The sequence below is a fragment of the Mesorhizobium sp. C268A genome (genome assembly GCF_040324475.1).
Classification (GTDB): Bacteria; Pseudomonadota; Alphaproteobacteria; order Rhizobiales; family Rhizobiaceae; genus Mesorhizobium.
Genome location: NZ_JAMYVX010000001.1, coordinates 2,113,787 through 2,134,012, shown reverse-complemented (window position 1 = coordinate 2,134,012; position 20,226 = coordinate 2,113,787). Strand labels below are relative to the sequence as shown.

16 protein-coding genes and 4 pseudogenes are annotated in these 20,226 nt (G+C 60.3%); 14 read left to right on the top strand and 6 right to left on the bottom strand.

Going from position 1 to position 20,226, the window contains the following annotated elements:
- Window positions 1–20: 20 nt before the first annotated feature.
- Complete coding sequence (locus tag NKL06_RS10320; protein ID WP_023673634.1) at window positions 21–989, bottom strand: NUDIX hydrolase; 969 nt, start codon at window positions 987–989, stop codon at window positions 21–23.
- Between the two features lie 162 nt (window positions 990–1,151).
- Between NKL06_RS10320 and panB the strand changes: the two genes are divergently transcribed.
- From panB to NKL06_RS10285, 7 genes are all read left to right on the top strand, one after another.
- On the top strand, window positions 1,152–2,012 hold the full coding sequence (gene panB / locus NKL06_RS10315; protein WP_023835502.1) for a 3-methyl-2-oxobutanoate hydroxymethyltransferase: 861 nt from the start codon (window positions 1,152–1,154) through the stop codon (window positions 2,010–2,012).
- Window positions 2,009–2,872: a pantoate--beta-alanine ligase gene (gene panC / locus NKL06_RS10310; protein WP_023740408.1), complete on the top strand. Its 864-nt coding sequence runs from the start codon at window positions 2,009–2,011 to the stop codon at window positions 2,870–2,872. The genes panB and panC overlap by 4 nt, the downstream gene beginning before the upstream one ends.
- Before the next feature lie 93 nt (window positions 2,873–2,965).
- Entirely contained in the window at window positions 2,966–3,691 is a 726-nt protein-coding gene (locus NKL06_RS10305) for a LuxR family transcriptional regulator (RefSeq protein WP_352580233.1), read from the top strand.
- Between the two features lie 92 nt (window positions 3,692–3,783).
- On the top strand, window positions 3,784–4,416 hold the full coding sequence (locus NKL06_RS10300; protein ID WP_023707030.1) for an acyl-homoserine-lactone synthase: 633 nt from the start codon (window positions 3,784–3,786) through the stop codon (window positions 4,414–4,416).
- A 22-nt stretch (window positions 4,417–4,438) separates the two neighbouring features.
- Window positions 4,439–4,813 carry a transcriptional regulator domain-containing protein gene (locus NKL06_RS10295; RefSeq protein ID WP_352461172.1) on the top strand — a complete coding sequence of 125 codons (375 nt, stop codon included), beginning with the start codon at window positions 4,439–4,441 and terminating at the stop codon, window positions 4,811–4,813.
- A 58-nt stretch (window positions 4,814–4,871) separates the two neighbouring features.
- Window positions 4,872–5,282: a DUF2285 domain-containing protein gene (locus NKL06_RS10290; RefSeq protein ID WP_023673629.1), complete on the top strand. Its 411-nt coding sequence runs from the start codon at window positions 4,872–4,874 to the stop codon at window positions 5,280–5,282.
- 170 nt (window positions 5,283–5,452) lie between these two features.
- On the top strand, window positions 5,453–6,427 hold the full coding sequence (locus tag NKL06_RS10285) for a hypothetical protein (RefSeq protein WP_023708080.1): 975 nt from the start codon (window positions 5,453–5,455) through the stop codon (window positions 6,425–6,427).
- A gap of 538 nt (window positions 6,428–6,965) precedes the next feature.
- Here NKL06_RS10285 and NKL06_RS10280 read toward each other — a convergent pair.
- Window positions 6,966–7,721 (bottom strand): Crp/Fnr family transcriptional regulator, encoded by a 756-nt coding sequence (locus NKL06_RS10280; protein WP_050587174.1) that lies wholly within the window; start codon window positions 7,719–7,721, stop codon window positions 6,966–6,968.
- Between the two features lie 2,467 nt (window positions 7,722–10,188).
- Between NKL06_RS10280 and bluB the strand changes: the two genes are divergently transcribed.
- From bluB to NKL06_RS32685, 5 genes and pseudogenes are all read left to right on the top strand, one after another.
- Window positions 10,189–10,824 (top strand): 5,6-dimethylbenzimidazole synthase, encoded by a 636-nt coding sequence (gene bluB, locus NKL06_RS10275; RefSeq protein ID WP_023694898.1) that lies wholly within the window; start codon window positions 10,189–10,191, stop codon window positions 10,822–10,824.
- Between the two features lie 881 nt (window positions 10,825–11,705).
- Window positions 11,706–13,520, top strand: coding sequence for a glutamine--fructose-6-phosphate transaminase (isomerizing) (gene glmS, locus NKL06_RS10270; RefSeq protein WP_031210801.1), 1,815 nt, complete (start codon window positions 11,706–11,708; stop codon window positions 13,518–13,520).
- Between the two features lie 452 nt (window positions 13,521–13,972).
- Window positions 13,973–14,227 carry a helix-turn-helix domain-containing protein gene (locus tag NKL06_RS10265; protein WP_031197535.1) on the top strand — a complete coding sequence of 85 codons (255 nt, stop codon included), beginning with the start codon at window positions 13,973–13,975 and terminating at the stop codon, window positions 14,225–14,227.
- Window positions 14,228–14,925: 698 nt separating this feature from the next.
- A pseudogene (locus tag NKL06_RS10260) lies at window positions 14,926–15,798 on the top strand (IS1380 family transposase); the annotation flags it as partial.
- Window positions 15,799–15,966: 168 nt separating this feature from the next.
- A pseudogene (locus tag NKL06_RS32685) lies at window positions 15,967–16,131 on the top strand (LysR family transcriptional regulator); the annotation flags it as partial.
- On the opposite strand, the gene NKL06_RS10255 reads toward NKL06_RS32685, so the two are convergent.
- Together NKL06_RS10255 and NKL06_RS10250 are read right to left on the bottom strand one after the other, a co-directional pair.
- A complete protein-coding gene (locus tag NKL06_RS10255) occupies window positions 16,118–17,323 on the bottom strand; it encodes a beta-ketoacyl-[acyl-carrier-protein] synthase family protein (protein ID WP_031196279.1) in 1,206 nt (401 codons plus the stop codon). The pseudogene NKL06_RS32685 and the gene NKL06_RS10255 sit on opposite strands and share 14 nt — an antisense overlap.
- Window positions 17,324–17,599, bottom strand: coding sequence for an acyl carrier protein (locus NKL06_RS10250; RefSeq protein ID WP_023673543.1), 276 nt, complete (start codon window positions 17,597–17,599; stop codon window positions 17,324–17,326).
- Window positions 17,600–18,172: 573 nt separating this feature from the next.
- Here NKL06_RS10250 and NKL06_RS10245 point away from each other — a divergent pair.
- Both NKL06_RS10245 and NKL06_RS10240 read left to right on the top strand, forming a co-directional pair.
- Window positions 18,173–18,274: pseudogene (locus NKL06_RS10245) on the top strand (LysR family transcriptional regulator); the annotation flags it as partial.
- A 96-nt stretch (window positions 18,275–18,370) separates the two neighbouring features.
- A pseudogene (locus tag NKL06_RS10240) lies at window positions 18,371–19,317 on the top strand (IS1380 family transposase); the annotation flags it as partial.
- 175 nt (window positions 19,318–19,492) lie between these two features.
- On the opposite strand, the gene NKL06_RS10235 reads toward NKL06_RS10240, so the two are convergent.
- Window positions 19,493–19,657, bottom strand: coding sequence for a hypothetical protein (locus NKL06_RS10235; protein ID WP_023694872.1), 165 nt, complete (start codon window positions 19,655–19,657; stop codon window positions 19,493–19,495).
- A gap of 56 nt (window positions 19,658–19,713) precedes the next feature.
- Window positions 19,714–20,103, bottom strand: a complete 390-nt coding sequence (locus NKL06_RS10230) for a hypothetical protein (protein ID WP_023673549.1) — start codon at window positions 20,101–20,103, stop codon at window positions 19,714–19,716.
- Window positions 20,104–20,226 lie beyond the last annotated feature (123 nt).

Here is a 20,226-nt window from a genome sequence, read left to right as displayed (position 1 = left end):
TGCTGTGAGTATAAGGGATGTCAACCCCGCGCCAGCGGCAATTTTGTCCCGGCGATGAGCCTATCGTCGAGAACGGCGTGGCGGAAACGGAAAAGCTTCGCTGGCCGGCCGCCGGTCTCAGTGGTGGCCTCTCCGGTCTCCTCGACCAGCTCCTGCTGTTCGATCAGTCGGCGAAAGTTCGGCTTGTGGATGAGCCTGCCGGCGAGCGCCTCCACGGTTCGCTGCAGCTGCAAAAGCGTGAAGACCGGCGGCATCAGCTCAAAGACGACTGGGCGGTATTTGATCTTGGAGCGCAGCCGCGCAATGCCGGTCGCCACGATGCGGCGATGATCGGCGACCATGGACTTGCTGGGCACCAGCGGCGGGGGTCCTGCGTCCCGCCCTCTTACGGCCTCTTGGACCAGGCCTGCTTCGTAGACTAACTCATAGCGTTGAAGCGTGAGTTCCTCGTTCCAAAGGCGGTCGTCGAAGCCAAAGGCTATCGTCGCCCGCTGCCAGCGTTCACGTCGCGTGGCCGAATCGCCAACCCCGTTTGCCCATTCGATCAGGCGCGGCCGCAGAACGTCCAGCACGACCGCAGGCGTGCCGGAGCGGTGGTCCTCCCATGGAAAATATTCATACCAACTCTGCCATCCGCACTTGGGCGAGCCCGCTGCCTGTTCCTTGCGCGTCAATGCGAGATAGCTGATGGAGATGACGCGCTGCTGGCGCTCGGCGCCGATGCGATCCCGATCCGCGAACGTGTAGAGTTGCTCAATGTACCCCAGCCGATGGCCGGTTTGCTGCTCGACCCACCCCCTCAAGCCGGATTGCAGCGATCGGTGCTCAAGCGCAAATGGACCGGAGGGCAAGGTGTCCGCCTGGCCGATGGTGAGGACACAGGGTTGACTGCCGTTTACGGCGACCACAAAGGCGATCAAGTCCACTTTGACGTTGTCGGCCTTGCCGGCGGCTCTGTCTTTCCTGAGTCCTATTGCCTGATCGTCCATTATTTGGCCAACTCGGGGGCACCTTAATCGATTTAGTGTAAGCGTGCCAATTGGCACGTCAACACCCCGCAGCTGCATGGCCATTTTTTTGCTCTTCGCACCTGCACAAAAATGTGCCAAAGGCGACAGCCGCAGCTGGTAACGTAGGGGAAGGAGGGTCCCATGAGCGCTTATGGTGACACCAGGGCGATCACACCGCCGGATATTCGTTCGCGCAAAGGTGGGACGCCGCTCGTCTGCCTTACCGCCTACACCACCCCAGTCGCCCGGCTTGTCGATCCCCATTGTGATGTGGTGCTCGTCGGCGACAGCGTCGGCATGGTTCTCCACGGCCTGCCCTCGACGCTCGGTGTCACGCTGGAGATGATGATCACGCACGGCCAGGCGGTGCGCCGTGGCATCAAGCAGGCGCTGATGGTGGTCGACCTGCCGTTCGGTTCCTACGAGGAAAGCCCAGAGCAGGCTTTCCGCAATGCCGCGCGCGTCATGGCCGAGACCGGCTGCACGGCCGTCAAGCTCGAAGGCGGCGAAGCGATGGCAGAGACGATCGGCTTCCTCGCCGCACGCGGCGTGCCCGTCATGGCCCATGTCGGATTGACGCCGCAGGCCATCAACACCATCGGTGGCTACCGCGTACAGGGCAGGGGCGGGGATGCCGAGCGCATCAGGCGCGATGCAATTGCGGTGAGCGAAGCGGGGGCCTTTGCGGTCGTCCTGGAGAAGGTTCCTGAAGCGCTCGCCCGCCGGATCACCAAGGAGGTGGCGACCCCGACCATTGGCATCGGTGCCTCGGCAGCCTGTGACGGCCAGATTCTCGTCGTCGACGACATGCTGGGCCTCTTCGGCGACTTCCGGCCCAAGTTCGTCAAGCGCTATGCTGAACTCCGGGAGGCGGCTGCGGCTGCGATCGCTTCCTATGCGCGCGAGGTGAAGGAGCGCCAGTTTCCCGCCGCAGAGCACGTGTTTGCCGATGCGCCCAAGCCCGCCGACACGGACGCCACCAAGAGCGGAGAAGCAGCGTGAGCGTGCCGATCGTCAGGAGCGTTGACCAGCTTCGCGAAAGCGTCGCCGCATGGCGCTGCGAAGGTGTGAGGATAGCCCTGGTGCCAACGATGGGCGTCCTGCATGAGGGCCATCTCAGCCTGGTGCGCGCTGCACTCGAGAAGGCAGACCGTGTGATAGTGACGCTCTTCGTCAACCCGAAGCAATTCAACAGCCAGGCCGATCTTGCCGCGTATCCCCGCACCGAGGACGAGGATGCCGCCAAACTGGCACCGGTTGGCGCGCACCTGCTTTATGCGCCAGATGCAGAGGAGATGTATCCGGCGGGCTTCGCCACCACCGTTTCGGTTTGCGGTGTCAGCGAAGGCCTGTGCGGTACATTCCGGCCGGGGCATTTCGACGGCGTGGCGACCGTCGTCGCCAAGCTCTTCCTGCAGACCAGCGCTGACTTCGGCTTCTTTGGCGAAAAGGACTTTCAGCAAATTCACCTGGTCAGGCGCATGGCCCGGGATCTGGATATTCCAATCACCATTGTTGCCTGTCCGACAGTCCGTGAAGCCGACGGTCTTGCGCTATCATCGCGCAATGTGCGGCTCTCGCCAGCGGAACGCGCTGTTGCTCCCAAGCTATCATCGGTCCTGCTCAAGACGGCTGAGCGGCTTGAGCGCGGCTCACCCATCCTGCCAACGCTTGCAGAATCTCGCGCAGCAATTCTGGCTGCAGGCTATCGCGAGGTCGAATACCTGGAACTTCGCGATGAGGCAGATCTGCACCCGATAACAAGCCTCGATCGACCGGCACGGTTACTTGCCGCCGCCTGGCTCGGCGGCACACGGCTCATAGACAACGTCAGACTATTTCGGATTGGTTCAACAGATTAGCCACGTTCTCGGCACGCGCCGTATTCGTCCGGGATCATCTAAAAAAAGGTCTCTGCCTGGCATTGAGCGTTACGGAGGTTACGCACAGGACACATGCATCGCGTGTTTGAGAACTTCGTCGAGCAACTGTCTGCAAGTGTTGATGCTGCCGATCTCTGTGAGGCAATGGCCTCCGCTGCAGCCGGCTTCGACTTCCCGCTACTCGCCTATTTCACCTACCCGTCAGCCTCCGGCGACGCCCCCCAATTGATTTCAAACTATCCTTCATCCTGGACGTCACGTTATCTGCAACAGCGGTACCACAGTCTCGATCCGGTCATCCTGCGCGGGCTGCAAGGCTGGGATACATTCGATTGGGGTGTGGATCGCGCTCGGCACGGTCTGCCGAATTCGCAGCAACAAATTCTAGAGAGTGCGGCTGAGTTTGGCATCTGCGGCGGCCTGACGATGTCCATGCATGATCATCTCGGCCGGTTTGCTGCCCTGACCTTTGCTTCCGACGAGTCCCGTCCGCCTCTGTTGCGGTCACTGGCACGTTACGAAAAAGCATTGCAGCTGGTGGCCATCAACTTTCATATCCATGTCCGGCGAAGGCTCGCCGATCATCGCGTGGTGGATGGTGTAACGCTCACCCCGCGGGAGTTCGAGTGTCTGAAATGGGCGGCGCGCGGCAAGTCGGCTTGGGATACTAGCCAGCTTCTCGGCGTCTCAAAGCGCACCGTGACCTTTCATCTGGAAAACGCCAAGGCAAAGTTTGGAGTTCGAACGATCAACCAAGCCGTTGCACGAATGGCTGCCTCCGGCCTGACGAGATCCTGATTCTCAGCCACGATACCTGTAAACCTCTACAGGCTGCATCGCTGTCAGCTTTGCCCTTCGATGGCGGGAACACATCCCACATGGAGGCGACCATGATGCAACTGATAGCACCAGACTTTTACAGTGATTTTGCAGGCGAGCTCAAAGAGATGCACGGGCTCAGGTTTCGGGTGTTCAAGGAAAGGCTCGATTGGGAAGTTGATACCGAAGACCAGATGGAATCCGATCCGTTTGATGCTCTCAAGCCTGTCTATCTGCTCCTCAAAGGATCCGACTGGCGAATTCGCGGTTGCGTGCGTCTTTTGCCCAGCACCGGACCCACAATGTTGCGCGACACCTTCCCGGTGCTGCTGGGTGCTGACGTCGTGCCCTCGACCACCGACATATGGGAGAGCAGTCGTTTCGCGCTCGATCTTCCTCCGTCGGCGCCCAAGGCAGCGGGCGGGCTGGCCCAGGCGACCTACGAGCTCTTCGCGGGCATGATCGAGTTCGGCTTGGCCAAGGATCTGACCCGGATCGTAACGGTGACGGACACGCGCATGGAGCGGATCCTCCGCCTTGCTACGTGGCCATTGTCGCGCATCGGAGAACCCAAGTGCGTCGGCAAAACGGAGGCGGTGGCTGGGTTTCTCGAGATTTCCCACGCGAGCCTTTTGCGCATCCGCAGCAGGGGACGTCTGAGCGGACCGGTACTGTGGCAACCGGTTCTAGGCCCGTCAGCATAGCGCCATTGTGGACACCTGTGCCATGAAGGATGCTGGTTTGCCCAAGGAAGCGACGGTCGGCCTTGTATGCTGGCCGGACTGGCGTCGCCAGGACGCTTACCACTACGCCAGACGATTGCCACGCACTGGCTGGGCCTGGGAGTTTCTTCGGCGCAATCCACAATTCCAGCGCGACCACGCCAAAATGGCACCGTCCGCCTGCTTCGTCGGAACCCAGGCCGACATGAAGATAATCGAGTTGACGACAGAATCAGCTTTCCTAAGACAATGGAGCCTCCTTTTTCGCGGACGCGCCACAGTCGGACGCTACATCGGCGAGGGTCTTTTGGGATCCGCGCGATTGCGCCTGTATTCTACGAGCGGCCGCGGAGCCGCTGGGGCTCGACCACGATTTTGAACCGCTTCACCTTTCTTCGCTCTCATGCTGCAAGGACATCCTGCTGACAGCTGCGGGCATGCAGCACGTGCTGCTGAGGGAGAACTGCCGGAGTCTGCAGATCGCCGTTTCCGGTGCGTCCGTCCTCCGCCCGTTGCGGCTATATGTCGACGCAATCCTTCAGCCGCAGCACCTCAAGTTCCATGTCGCTGCCCTTCAGTTCCTGAACGACATCAATGATTGCCGCCGCGTGTCAGCTGCTTGCTTTCCGCCGGAACACCGCGGAGCGCGTCTGCGTATTGTACTGCAGGCTTTGGATGGCTCGCTGGCGGGAGCATCTCATCAGGAGGTCGCCATTGCCTTGTTCGGGAGACGCCGTGTCGAAGAAGATTGGCGTCATCCAGGCGGCCATCTTCGCGATCAGGTACGTCGCGCCATCCAACGCGGCCGCTACCTGATGGGCGGCGGCTACAGACAGTTCCTGAGGTAATTGGAGTGGTTGCGATTGTCTTATACGAACGCGCAACCTCCATTTTCTCACTGCAATGGTGCGTTGCACAAAACGTGGCAAGCGCCTAGTTCTTCCGCGGCGAATCGGGTTTCGGCGAAACACCGGGACCCAACTTCGTCCATAAGTGCATTCATGACCTGAGGACCCCGATGACCGTTATGAACTCCGACAAAGCCGGCGCTGCAAGCCTTGAGACAATCGCGCGAAACGGCAGCATGCTGCGTCGCATAGCCGTACGCATTCCGACCTACCTGTCGGATATTCGCGAGAACCCGGCGTGGCTGCCCATGTTCATGTTGGCGCGCACCATGCCGGCACGGAGAATGCACTGGCGTGGTGCAAAGCCGGTCCGAAGGCCGCAAAGAGCCCAGGACACGATGTTTGCCGGTGTCAATTGCCACGACGTTGTCGACGCGCTGCGGATGGATGGGCTTTTTCCCGGCCTTGTCCTGCCTGCAATGGTGGCTGAAGATGTAGCCGCATTCGCCAGGTGCACACCTTGTTTCGGCAATTTCGATCGCCGCCTCGAGTTCATGCCGGCGGAGCATGCGGAGGCTGAGGCGCGATTTGGCCGTCCGTTGCTCAGCGGCCATTATTTCGAGCGCATTCTGGGCTGTAAGTCGGCCGTTGCCATCCAAAACGATCCGCTGCTCATGGATATCGCGGCGCACTATCTCGGCGGCCAGGCGACGCTGATCACGACGCGCGTCTGGTGGAGCTTCCCGACCGGCCAGGCGTCGGACGCGGACAAGAACCTGGCTTCGCTCGGCAAATACCACTTCGACCTGGACGACTGGCGGATGCTGAAGTTCTTTTTCTATCTGGTGCCCGTCGACGAGGGGACCGGCCCGCATATCTATGTTCGCGGCAGCCATGATCGCCGCGCCCTAAAGCACCAATTTACGCTTGTCGTCGGCCATCCAGCGCAAGAGATTCTGGACGTCTACGGCAAGCAGAGTCCGGTCACGCTGACCGGCAAGGCCGGTTTCGGTTTCGTCGAGGATCCGTTCGGGTTCCATATGGGCACCGTGCCGTCGCACAGGCCACGGCTGATGATGGAAGTTGGCTTCGGCGTTTCTCCTCCATCGCGCCGCCGCTTCCATGGCGAGCCTGTGATCCGCTGATTTCGAAAAGTCCCGAAACAGCCTTCCCGTTGTGAGGGAAAGATAAGGCTATGCCGCCAATCGATCTGTTCCGGGCCAAAAGCGGTTGTCTGCACATGCCCTGAACTTGGCTGGTGCAATGAGTCTCGCCATTGCTCCAGCCAGCGCATCAGTGCCTGTTTAATCGAGGTTAGATGGCAGTGCGCCCAAGAGATCCTCCTCGATATCGCCTGCCGCGCGAAGCCTCAGATGCTCTTCGAAAACCTCCTTTACGGACCAAGTCGTCTCGGGTCTCCTTTGAGTGGCCGGAAGGTGGTGCACAGCCGTATCGTGCTTCGGGATCCTGAACGAAGGCGAGGGGCGGTTTGTTCCTCGCGGGGCGCATGCAGCGGTGCCGGCATGACAGCTTCGTCTTGGATCCCGATGCTCGGCAACGTCGGCGGTGAAGGCTCTGTCTAGGCGGCTTACGTGACTCCAATGCAGGAGATCGACCATCTCCTGTCGAGCACATTCGTTGGCGATCACCGTCGCGGCGCTACGGACGCCGCGGCGCCTGCGATCAATGCAGTTTGCCGACTAGCCGAGCGTATTCGGCTTCAGCCCTGCCATATGACCCATCTGCCAGCGCAATTAGACGCGCGCGATCAAGAATGACTACCTCTCCTCGCATTGAGCGTATCAGACCTTGGCCCTCCAAGGTTTGCAGCGCTATGGTGACGCCGGGCCGCCTGACACCGAGCATAACTGATAAGAACTCGTGCGTAATCGCAAAGCTGTTCCGGTCGACGCGATCATCACACATCACCAGCCATCTTGAGAGCCTGTCGACTATGTTCATCCGGGCATTGCTGAGCGCGGTGAAGCTTGCCTGGAGGTGAAAGTAGTGAACGTAGCGGAGCAGAAAGGTTCGCAAGGTTGGGCTTGTCAGAAGCGCCTTGGTGAAGAGGCCCGCGTCGATAACAAAGGCTCGGGCTTCTAATTGGACGTAACAATCGTGCGTTGACCGGTCATCGCCCATGACGAGCGCTGAGCCGGTCATGCCCTCACAACCAATGATTCCGATCTCAGCTTCGATACCAGGCCGCAGCTCGCCCACCACTGACCCGAGACCGCTCTCGAAGAAGTACACGGTGCTGATTGGTGACCCCGCCACTTCGAGATGCGTCTTCAGCCCAAGGGAGACGCTTTCGAAATGAGGTTGCAGCAATGCCAAATCTGCCGAGCACATTCGTAGCAGCAGCGAATTGCGATAGATCGAATTTTGGCCGGTGTCGCGTTGCGCGGCAGTGTGAGTTTGTGAACTGGAGTCTGTCATAGCTCCCTCTCCCTATTGGGGCGGAAGCATGTTGATCGCTCACAGCCGACGGACGCCCTTAGAGTTGCCGTCGATGGCACACTGTATGCCTGCCGACCGCGGATGTCCCATTTTTTAATCAATTACGTTAATCGGCCGAGCCAAGCTTTGGCGCACCCGCTCTAACGCGGCATTCAGATGCTCCAGAAATTCGTCATCGCTTTTGGTCGCCAAGCCGACTTGTCGAGCGCGAGTTACAATGCGCTCCTGGAGTGAAACCGCTGTCTCATAGTGGTCCACGATCATCTGAAATGAAGCGCTCATTGGGGCGGATTGAAAGGGCTGTGCCATAGCACAACCCTAGCTCCACGAGGATGAGAGTTCCATGCCGGCCGCCGCTTGGGTAACAATCGTACAATATACCCAAGACTGACCGTGCTCTTTGGTTATCCTCCCAGAAATCCGGTAGCCTTGCGTGGCGCAGCTTCTCTTCGCTCTTCGACCTCCTGACCCGGCCGACCAGTCCCGGCTTCAGCCATTCCGCCTTGTACTTCTTATGCTCCTTCGGGACCGGGACGCCGACCTCGCCCTGCACACGATCCCACAGCGTTTGCCTTTTGTCGGCCTTGACGGCTAACATCGCCCGCCCTTGTAGGACCGCTTTCAGCCATTATCACCTCGGGGGGCTGAACGAAGCGCGTGGTTGTCGACTCTGTCGGTCGTCGCAGACGCTTACGGAGGCCTCACCGCAGAGGGAGATGCGCACTCCGGCTCGACGACGGCTGTCGAAAATCAGACTGATGTGGATGCACTACCATCGATCGGCACTAAGATTCTCGACCTCGGCAATAAGCTCCTCTGTACAGCAAGCGACCTTCCTGCCTCGCAATATCAAAAGTCAAACCCCGCCGCAGATGCATATGCCTGGCAGCACGCGTCGGTCTTTGGCCGCGCATCTGCCAAACCGAAATCAAGTAGCCCGCCATCGCGCGACCCTCAACGCGATCTTGATCATTGCAGTGGGGCAATAACTTATCTCTTTGGAGCTTGGTGGTGATATATAGGCGCCCAAGCCAGCGCTAATATTGCATGGAGCTAAAATGCCCGCTAAGATTTCTTGGGTGTTGGCTGGCGGGTGTTTGATGCGGTTTCATCGTCTAGGCGCGGTCGCTCTGGGTCTGGCGTCCTTCATCAGCAGCGCTCATGGCCAAGAATCCTGCGACCCTAACTACACAGGCGCCTGTGTTCCAATCGCCAGCGATGTCGACTGTTCCTCCGGAAAGGGCAATGGTCCCGCATACGTACACGGGCCGGTCTCTGTCGTGGGCACCGATATCTATGATCTTGACCGAGACGGCGACGGAATAGGTTGCGAAAACGGCTAGAGGAAGCAAGTCGCCCTCCAACTTCATGACGGCACCAGCCCATCCGCTGTTGATGGTAACGGTCACCTCCGAGTTGAGGGTGAGCAACGTTCCCAGCCATTTGCATCAAATATTAGGGCCTCGTAAATGCGACTTATGGCGACTCTGCGGTACGACGGTCGAACACCTTCCACGTCTCAACCGTCTCCTGCCTTACGTTTTGTCAATTGGTAGCTGATTGTAGAATGTGCCAGTAACTGGGATGCTCATCTCGTTCCACATGCGCGAGCCCTGATGCGCGTCAGTTATTTTTACTCTCCGGTCACGATGAGACCACTGGCCCGGGCGATGTTCCCCGAGAAGAACAAAGAGGTAGATGGTGCCGGCATGGTCCCACCAATGCTCTCCCCTTGTGAACGGCATCCAAATTTTTCGGCGGGCTTGAACAGCGGCCACCTTTGGCGGCTGTCGAGGGCTGATGATAGATTCCATTCCAGCTCTTTCTAATGTGTCGTCCGAACAGTGAACGAAAGTAGAACATATAGTTCAAGCGCGAATCGACTGTGAGAGGGATGAGCTCCAATTTGGGTCATGCCTGACGCTGGTGGAAGACGAAATTGCGGTGGCGACTGGAAGCTCAGCGATGCACCAAATGAAACTGGGCAGCTGGTGCTGTCCGCTGCGGCGCTATGACGACAGACGATGGTATCTGCCGAATGACCTGGGGAATCTTCGGGGACGTCGAGGCCGACGTGGTCGGAAGCAAACTGAGTTGCAGGCGGTGCGGCAGGAACGACCATATGCAAGCTGAGACGCCTGTCGCCGTCTCCGCGTTCCAGGCCGACGTTCTCTGCATTCCGAGGCCTGGTGAGCGATACGGGTGCGCCTGAGTGTCAATGGCGCATTTAGCAACGGCCTGGTACACGATTCACCGCGGTGCGAGCTGATCGAAACTGGCTTGGTCGATTGCATCGTAATAGCGCCGCCCACCAGGAAAGATTTTTCTATCGTTTGCGGTTGGGGTCGCATGACGCGATTGTCGGACGCAACAAGCCAGCTTGGCAATAGGCAGAGGCTGTCCACACTGTACTCCCTAATGCCAATCCATACCTAACGAGACCGCCATGCCGTCACCTCCAGATTTCACCGACGATTTTCGCTCCGAGCTGATCACGCTGCTGCGCTGGCGCAGGGATGTGCGGCGCTTCGAGCCGACGGCTCTGCCAGAGGGTACGCTGGAACGCCTGCTCGAGCTCGCCAGCATTGCGCCCTCCGTTGGCCTCAGCCAGCCCTGGCGCTTCGTAGTAGTCGAGAGCCTCAAGCGGCGCACTGCCGTGAGAGACTGCTTCGAGCGCTGCAATGCCGAGGCGCTCACGCGCTTTTCGGGAGAGCGCGCCGCACTCTATGCCCGGCTGAAGCTTGCCGGGCTCGACGAGGCGCCCTGTCAATTCGCGGTCTTCGCCGACCGCACGACCCGACAAGGCCATGGGCTCGGTCGCATGACCATGGCGGCGACCATCGACTATTCGGCCGTCATGGCAGTGCACACACTGTGGGTGGCGGCGCGGGCGGAGGGCATCGGCATGGGCTGGGTGTCGATCCTCGATGCGACCGAGATGGCCGAAATTCTCGACACGCCGCCCGAATGGACGCTGATCGGCTATTTCTGCCTCGGCTATGCCAGCGAGGAGCACGACATGCCGACCTTGGAACGCGAATGCTGGGAACATCGGCGGCCGCCGGTGGTGATCAGGCGATAGTGGGGCTGCTCATCATTCGCCTCTTCCCTGGCGATGAGCTTGACGCAGATCGGGTCGCCCTTCGCCACATTGCCATTCCGACCGAAGCCGAGGTTCGTGTTCTTGCAAAGGCCAGGAAAGAGCAGCATGACAAGCGCGACCGCAGCGAAGATGGCGCTTGCGACAACCGGGCTGAAGCCGGGCATGGAGGTGGTCGACCTCTGTTGCGGGGCGGCTGTGCCGATCGCCACGATCACCCGCCATGTCGTCGCACTACGCCGACCAGCTGGAGGCCGCGCAGCGCCGGCTGACCGGCGCCGGCGCGACCAATTGCGAATTCGTCGCCGGCTACGCGCTACGAACTCGCTACTCTGGTGTCACGCCCCGTGAGTCTTCACGGCCAACGCCTTCGACGGCGTCCCGGACCGACCGCGGCTGGCACGTGCCGTGCGCGAGGCGCTCGCCCCCGGCGGACATTTGTTATCGTCAACTGACACCGGCAGCCGCGCGAGACGACGACGGTCCTGAAGCGAACTCAGGCTGTCGCCAAGACAGACCATCGCCGATGCCCAAGTCGGCGGCACCATGCTCCTAGATGCCGACGGCCTGACAAGGGGCCGCAGGCCCGTCGTCCGTCCACTGTCCAAGGCCTCCTGGCCTTTCCGAGGCCGTGATCCTGCCGCGGGTGTGAGTTTGCGATCCTCATAAGAGCGTCAGGCGCGAATAGAAGTTTGGGTCGTGGCTCCACAGTGGCCAACCTATCCATCGGGTGGATGGTAGTTATCACAACAATCAATTTTACCAATATTATGGAATTCTACTACAAGGCCGCCACTTAAAGCGGCCGGACGGGTATCCGTCTCGCGTGGGCTGGTGCTGCCCGCAAAGATGCGGAGACGAACATGTGCGGGATTGTTGGCATCGTTGGGCAACAGCCGGTGTCGGATCGGTTGATCGGCGCGTTGAAGGGTTTGGAATATCGCGGCTATGATTCCGCCGGCGTTGCGACGATCATCGAGGGTGCCTTGCACCGCCGGCGCGCCGAGGGCAAGCTCGTCAACCTCGAGAGGCGACTGAAGGAAGAGCCGCTGAGCGGCAACGTCGGCATCGGCCACACGCGTTGGGCAACCCACGGGGCCTCGACCGAACGCAATGCGCACCCGCACTTTAGCGACGGTGTCGCCGTAGTCCATAACGGCATCATCGAGAACTTCACCGAGCTGAAGGACGAATTGGCGGCGGATGGCGCCGAGTTCCAGACCGACACCGAGGTCGTTGGGCATCTCTTGGCAAGATACCGCCGAGAGGGCATGAGGCCGCAAGAGGCCACGCGTGCCATGCTGAAACGCGTCAAGGGCGCCTATGCGCTTGCCATCCTCTTCGAAGATGAACCGTCGACCATCACGGCGGCGCGCAACGGGCCACCGCTCGCGATCGGTCACGGCGACGGCGAGATGTTCCTGGGCTCCGACGCGATCGCCCTTGCTCCCTTCACCAATGAAATTACCTATCTCATCGACGGCGACTGGGCCGTTGTCGGCAATTCGGGCGCCCATATCTTCGATGTCGACGGCCGCCCCGTCGAGCGTCCGCTCCATATCTCCACGGCCGCGGCCGATCTGGCCAACAAGGGCAACCATCGCCACTTCATGGAGAAGGAGATTTACGAGCAGCCCGAGGTCATCGCCCATGCTCTCCGTCATTACATTAACATCATAGACAGTCGCGACATGGTTCCTGGCATTGATTTCGCCAAGGTCCCGAGCTTGGCGATCTCTGCCTGCGGAACCGCCTATTTCGCCGGACTGATCGGAAAATACTGGTTCGAGCGCTATGCGCGCCTGACGGTTGAAATCGACGTTGCGTCCGAATTCCGTTACCGCGAGATCCCGTTGCCGCCGCAGTCGGCAGCTCTTTTCATCTCGCAGTCCGGCGAAACCGCCGACACGCTTGCGTCATTGAGGTACTGCAAGGAGCGTGGGCTGAAAATTGGCGCTATCGTCAATGCCTGCGAATCGACCATCGCTCGCGAGGCCGATACGGTTTTCCCGATCCTTGCCGGACCGGAGATCGGCGTCGCCTCTACCAAGGCTTTTACCTGCCAGCTTGCCGTTCTAGCAGCACTCGCCATCGGCGCCGCCAGAGCCCGCGGGACGGTCCCCGAAGACGAGCTGCAGGAGCTCGTCAGGAGCCTCGCCGAATTGCCGCGCGTGATGGGCCACGTACTCGAGAGCATCCAGCCGGAAATCGAGTTCTTGTCGCGCGAACTGTCAAAGTGTCGTGACGTCCTGTATCTCGGCCGTGGCACCAGTTTCCCGCTAGCGATGGAAGGTGCGCTGAAGCTCAAGGAGATTTCCTACATCCATGCCGAGGGCTATGCAGCGGGTGAATTGAAGCACGGGCCGATCGCCTTGATAGACGAGAACATGCCGGTGATCGTCATCGCGCCCCATGACCGTCTTTTCGACAAGACCGTTTCCAACATGCAGGAAGTGGCTGCCCGTGGAGGGCGGATTATCCTCATCACCGATGAAAAAGGGGCAGCCGTATCGAAACTCGAAACCATGCACACGCTCGTGCTGCCGGTTGTCGACGAGATTATCGCGCCAATGATCTTCTCGCTCCCGATACAGCTTCTAGCCTACCACACGGCGCTCTTCATGGGGACGGATGTAGACCAGCCGCGCAATCTCGCAAAATCGGTCACGGTCGAATGATTGTGAACCTGTACAGGTGGCGATGCGCCTCCAGGAAAGCGGTACCCCTTGTCTGGATCCGAAGCCCGGATGAAACCAGATGACCATTGTTTGCTGCAATTGCGAAACTCGGTAGGGGTTACGAGCGGGTCTTTCGCTGCCTCGCCGGTGGAGATTGCCGAAGGAAGCAGTGTCCGTGCCGAAAGTTCGAGTTGCTGTTCAAGAAAGCCATCGGCGAGAATGGTCCACGAAGGATCGCAGGTCGCATGCGCTACGCCGACCAGGCTCTCAGCACGGGCAGTCTTGATACTTGATCAGAAGCAGGTGAGCCGCCATATTCCGGCCCGGCCAATTCAGCGGCCCATCCCATGCATGAGGCCGGTTCGGCCGAATGGACGACCATTTTTTTTATTTGCTAAGTGTGCGCCTCGGGGAGGAATCTCCGAGGGAGCTCCCAGTTCTTGGAGATGTTTATGAAGGATTCGCGCATTCCCGAACCAGTCTTGACGGCTATGTCCCAGGGAACCCACATCGTCCGCGCTTATCGCGAGCACCTTGGATATTCGATCGACGACCTGGCGGTCGCGTGCGGGCTGGCCGCTGAGGAAATCCAAAACATCGAGCGAGGTCTGAGGTACAGCAAGGGCTATCGGGATCGGATAGCGAAATCGCTTTCCATACCTGTGGGAATTCTTGAGTCGGAGTTGGACATATCGGACGCCGCCTGAACAGTCGGATGATCTGCAATGGGTGGACTAGCTGTTGTGATGTGAAGCTTGCGGCTGATGTCGACGCTTGATTCGATTGATGCGATGCCTTCTGGCGCAGCTCGCCGAACAACAAAGCGATATAGCCGCCCGGAGTGCTACGAAACGTGCACGACGACATCGGCTCGCGACGAAGGACTAACGGCGAACTCTTCCTAGTTCGGCGAGGCGATGCTGGCTTGAGCATCAACTCGGCCTACGAGAGTGGCTAGTCCTAGGCTGAATCGTCCACCATGGCGAAGTCGCGCCGCTCTGAAAGTAACATGGCGGGCATCCTGACGTTTCCGGTTGACTATGGGCGTTCGAACCACGAAAAGGGGCCGCTCTTCGTGAGTGGCGTGCGCCGGCAGTCTGACCCCCAAGCCCCCGCCCAGGCTGCCGGCGCGCTTCTAGAAAGATCGAAGTAGCCACTCGCTTGCGCTCTGCCCGCTGACACCTTGTGGTTCCTCCTGCGGGTCCAGCGGACCACCATGGGTGTCGCCAGTTCTGGTGGTCACGCGCCTCCATTTGCGATCTCGTGTCAGTGAGTGCACCGCAAGCACCCTCTCTGCTAGCCTGAAAAATTCATGTGGGTTGGTGGATGTGGCGCAAGCCCGTTGAAATGACGTAGGATTTGGTTGCTTAAGCCGATCCGAAATTTCCCGGAGACCACACCCGCCATGAACGATCTTGCGCTGCCGCTGAGCGGTTTGTCATCAGTCGGCAAGTCCGTCGTCGCCCGTTTCGACGGCGGCATGCTGTCGTCCAACAGCGGCGTTCTGGCCTTGGCCGAGGTGGAAAAGCGGTTGCGGGTGGCCGAGCGTCTGGCGCGTTGCATCGACGATCCGCGCTGCCCGGACCAGGTCGTCCACAGCCTGGCGGACATGATCGCGCTTTCGCATGAAGATGATCGCCGCCGGCTACGAGGACGGCAACGACGCCAACCGGCTGCGCCGCGATCCGGTCTTCAAGATGGCCCAGGATGCGCTGCCGTCGGGTCGGGATCTGGCGTCGCAATCGACGCTGTGCCGGCTGGAGAACCTACCCGAGGTGCGGGAGCTGGTCGCGATGGGACGGGCGATGGTCGATCTCTATTGCGCCTCGTTCCGGCAAGTGCCGAAGCGGATCGTACTCGACATTGACGACACCTTCGACGCTGTGCACGGAGGCCAACAGCTTCGCCTGTTCAATGCCCACCATACGAGTACGGCTTCCAGCCGATCGTCGTGTTCGATGGTGCGGGACGGTTCGTCAGCGCGATCCTGCGACCGGCCAAGCGGCCGAGTGGGGCTGAGATCCGCCCCCACCTGCGCCGTCTGGTGCGGGCGATCCGGATCAACTGGCCGAACATTCGAATCCTGCTCCGCGGGGATAGCCATTATTGCAACCCAGGTCATCGACTGGTGCTGCGCGTCGACTTCATCTTTGGCCTCGCGCCCACCACGACCCTGCGCAAGCATGTGGCGGATCTGGAGGCCAGCACGACAGCACGCCTGGAAGCGTCGGCCAAGAGAGGCAAGGTCCGCATGTTCAAGGAGCTCATTGACGGCGCCCGCGGCGCGGCCGGGCCGGCAGCACTCAGGCGACTATAACGGGCGCAGAGCCGACCCTGCGGCTTCCAGACATTGTCGTGTACAGCTTCAGACCCTCAAGCCGAGCCCGCATGGCCTCGCTTACCTTTTACGGGGCGGCGGTACGTCCAAGCCGGTTCAACAGTTAAGAATTTCGCAAAGACGATACCCCCGGATCCTCGAGCTTCCGCTGCCCCTTCCCGCATTCGCCGAGGCGGTCAATGACCCGCCCTTCACAAGGTTATCCCGGCAAGCATCTGGATGCGAGAGATAATGTTGCCGGAAGCATCTTTCATGGCTTCTACACCTGCCTGAACGCCAGAACCGCGTTCGTGCCGCCAAAGGCGAAGGAGTTGCTCAGTGCCACGCGCACCTTGCGCTCGCGTGCCACATTGGGCGTGACGTCGAGATCGCAATCGGGGTCCAGCTCACGATAATTGGCAGTCGGCGGGACGACGCTCTCGCGGATAGCCATCACGCAGGCGATCAACTCGAGCGCGCCGGACGCGCCGAGGCAATGCGCGTGCATGGACTTGGTAGAAGAAATGGACATTGAGAAGGCGTGCTGACCGAAGACGCGCTTGATCGCCGCCGTCTCGATCTGGTCGTTGGCCTTGGTGCCGGTGCCGTGCGCGTTGAGATAGTCGACATCCTCGGCGTCCAGCCTGGCATCGGCAAGGCAGGCCCGCATTGCTGCCTCCGGCCCCTCGACAGTCGGCGCGACGATGCCGGACGCATCGGCGGAAAGGCCGACACCGGCAATTTCGGCAAGGATGGTGGCGCCCCGAGCCAAGGCATGCTCGTAGCTTTCCAGCACCGCCATGCCGGCGCCTTCACCAAGCGACAGGCCCTGGCGATCGGCCGAGAATGGCCGGCAAGTATCGGGCGAAAGCACGCGGATCGCTTCCCATGCCTTCAGCACACCCCATATGAGCGGCGCTTCGCTGCCGCCGGCAAGCATCACGTCGGCCCGGCCGAGCCTGATCTGGTCCACCGCGCAGGCAATCGCATGGTTTGCCGAGGAACAGGCGGACGTGACGCCGAAGACCGGCCCGCGCAGGCCGAGACTCATGCTGACCTGGCCGGCAGCGGCACCCGGCATCGCCTTGGGTACAGTCAAGAGAGCGGCACGCTTACCGCCCAGAAGGATGGCGCGGTAGGTTTGCTCGATCGCATCCCACCCGCAGCCGCCAACGCCCACCGCCGCACCGAAGCGATAGCTATTTCCCTCTTTGGAGGAAAGTCCGGCCTGACGCATGGCTTCGCGCGCCGCAAGCACAGCGAGCAGGCTGAAGCGGTCCATGGAGATGAGTTGCTTGCTGTCGATGTCATGCTCCGGCAGGGCCTTGATCTCGGCACCGATCCTGACCCTCAATTCATGGAACTCGGAGTTGACGATTGGGCCGATGGCGGAGCGGCCTTCTCGCATCTCTGTCCAAATGGCGGCGGCGTTGGTTCCAAGCCCGCAAATCCCGCCAATCCCAGTAATCACGACGCGCCTGTCCATTCACACCCCCGTAGGGAGCAAGCTGCGCACGGCTTCCACCATGCCCCCAACATTCTGGAGATCCGACCATGCCTCGGCCGTATTCATCTCGATCTCGATGCCGTAGGCCTGCTCCAGGTCCCAGAGAACGTCCGCCAATCCCAGTGAATCGATACCGAGCGAAGTCAGTCCCGTGGCAGCCGTTATTTCGCCGCCCGTGGCAGGCGCTATGCCGCCCTCCGACGCGGCGCGCTTCTTGATCATTGCGATTATTTCGTTGGCGAGTTGATCTGCCATCTTGTTCCTTTCCAGCTTGCGTTTTCGGCGTCGTTCAAAACCCGAGTCGCGTCGCGTTGCCAAAATTGCCCCTCATAGAGCCTGTGCGCCGACCAAGCCCAATGCCCATAGGAACCGGACGAGTTCCGGCTTCTGCGGCGTCAGCCCGATGACGAAGAAAAGTCGCCGGCCTCCCGCTTTTGCGCCAACACATCAAGAATCTGCGTGTAAATGGATAGGAACCGTCGTCAAACGTCAGCTAAACGCTGCGACGGTGGGTGCTGTCAGCGTATTCACTCGGCAACTCATATGTAATCGAGATGTTTCATAGCTCCGGACCAGTTGCGATCAACTATGTACCGGTCGCCATTCGTCGGAGAGTTCGACATGATTTGGAGCGCTGCCTCTCATTCCCAGTACAATCTCCACCGCACGCGACAGATTTCCTCTTTCGGGCTCTTCTCAAGGGACTCGCCACGCGATAGAGGCAGTGATCGGCGCACGTGAGGTCCTGCCAGGTCCATGCGACATTCCGGAAAATTGGTAAAATCGTTTGTTTCAATCAAATTCATCCACGCTATGGATAGCTAAGACATGCGTTTCAAAGGGCTCGATCTGAATCTTCTCGTCGTTCTCGACGCGCTGCTTAGCGAGCGCGGCCTCATGGCGGCGGCACGCAGCATCAACCTAACCAAATTCATGGGGGTTGGTGGATGTGGCGCAAGCCCGTTGAAATGACGTAGGATTTGGTTGCTTAAGCCGATCCGAAATTTCCCGGAGACCACACCCACCATGAACGATCTTGCGCTGCCGCTGAGCGGTTTGTCATCAGTCGGCAAGTCCGTCGTCGCCCGTTTCGACGGCGGCATGCTGTCGTCCAACAGCGGCGTTCTGGCCTTGGCCGAGGTGGAAAAGCGGTTGCGGGTGGCCGAGCGTCTGGCGCGTTGCATCGACGATCCGCGCTGCCCGGACCAGGTCGTCCACAGCCTGGCGGACATGATCGACTTTCGCATGAAGATGATCGGCGCCGGCTACGAGGACGGCAACGACGCCAACCGGCTGCGCCGCGATCCGGTCTTCAAGATGGCCCAGGATGCGCTGCCGTCGGGTCGGGATCTGGCGTCGCAATCGACGCTGTGCCGGCTGGAGAACCTACCCGGGGTGCGGGAGCTGGTCGCGATGGGACGGGCGATGGTCGATCTCTATTGCGCCTCGTTCCGGCAAGTGCCGAAGCGGATCGTACTCGACATTGACGACACCTTCGACGCTGTGCACGGAGGCCAACAGCTTCGCCTGTTCAATGCCCACCATACGAGTACGGCTTCCAGCCGATCGTCGTGTTCGATGGTGCGGGACGGTTCGTCAGCGCGATCCTGCGACCGGCCAAGCGGCCGAGTGGGGCTGAGATCCGCCCCCACCTGCGCCGTCTGGTGCGGGCGATCCGGATCAACTGGCCGAACATTCGAATCCTGCTCCGCGGGGATAGCCATTATTGCAACCCAGGTCATCGACTGGTGCTGCGCGTCGACTTCATCTTTGGCCTCGCGCCCACCACGACCCTGCGCAAGCATGTGGCGGATCTGGAGGCCAGCACGACAGCACGCCTGGAAGCGTCGGCCAAGAGAGGCAAGGTCCGCAGGTTCAAGAAGTTCGTTGACGGCGCCGCTAGTTGGAGCCGCGTCGAGCGCATCATCGCGCGGGTCGAGGTCGGCGCCCACGGTGGCGATATCCGCTTCGTCCCCCGCCTGCCATCACGCCGGAGCCTGACGAGGCGCCTGGACAAGCACCGCAACGGCGACCACAGCGTCGCTTCAGGCCGTCAAAAGCTTATCGCCGTGCATCAAGGCGGCTAGATGGCAACGAGGCTTATGCCGCCCGAGCATCGCAGCTAAGTATGCATGAGGGGTCGTCCCTTCAAAATACTTGATACATTTGCGCTTGCGTAGCTCCTTGCATGCGCTCGATGCCAGGAGGAGACCTCTGTTCTAAACGCTCGCATCGATGCAACGCCGTTGACACCATTATCGCGGCGACCGCTTTGCCGCGGCCGCCGCAGCCCTTTTCGAGCATGACGATCATGCCGGCGCCATCGCAGTGATGCACTTGCAAATTCAGAGATGCACTCTGGCCAAATGCTAGGTGCCCAGCATATGTCCGGCATCCCGCAACGCCGCTACGAAGAGACGGGCATTGCCGTTGGCATCCATCTTGGCCTGCATCGACAGGGGCATCCTGTGCCAGCTCTCCAAGGCCGCAATGTAATGTGAGAACATACCGTTAACGATGCAATAGTGGGTAACTAGGCCGTGTCCGTCTAACGCCAGCACGCCGAATTGGCCGCCGTGATATCGGATGGCTGCGACCCGCTGGACCTGCGCGTCACCGTCGATCCGCACGTTGAAAAGCAGGCTGCCGCGGCTCCTGGTGGCTATCTCGGCGGCTTTTTCAGCGAAGCTCAACGAGAGCGAGCGGACGCTTTCGACTGCCATCTGTAAAACCATCAAGTTCAGTTCATCCACTGCCATAAGGTACCTGTGCGCAAGACATGGGTGATTGCAATCGACCACACCGCTTGTTCACAGATGTCGGCTCACGACCGGTTATTCAGGGTTCGCCGGTTATCCATTGAGGGCGTGCTCATCAAAATG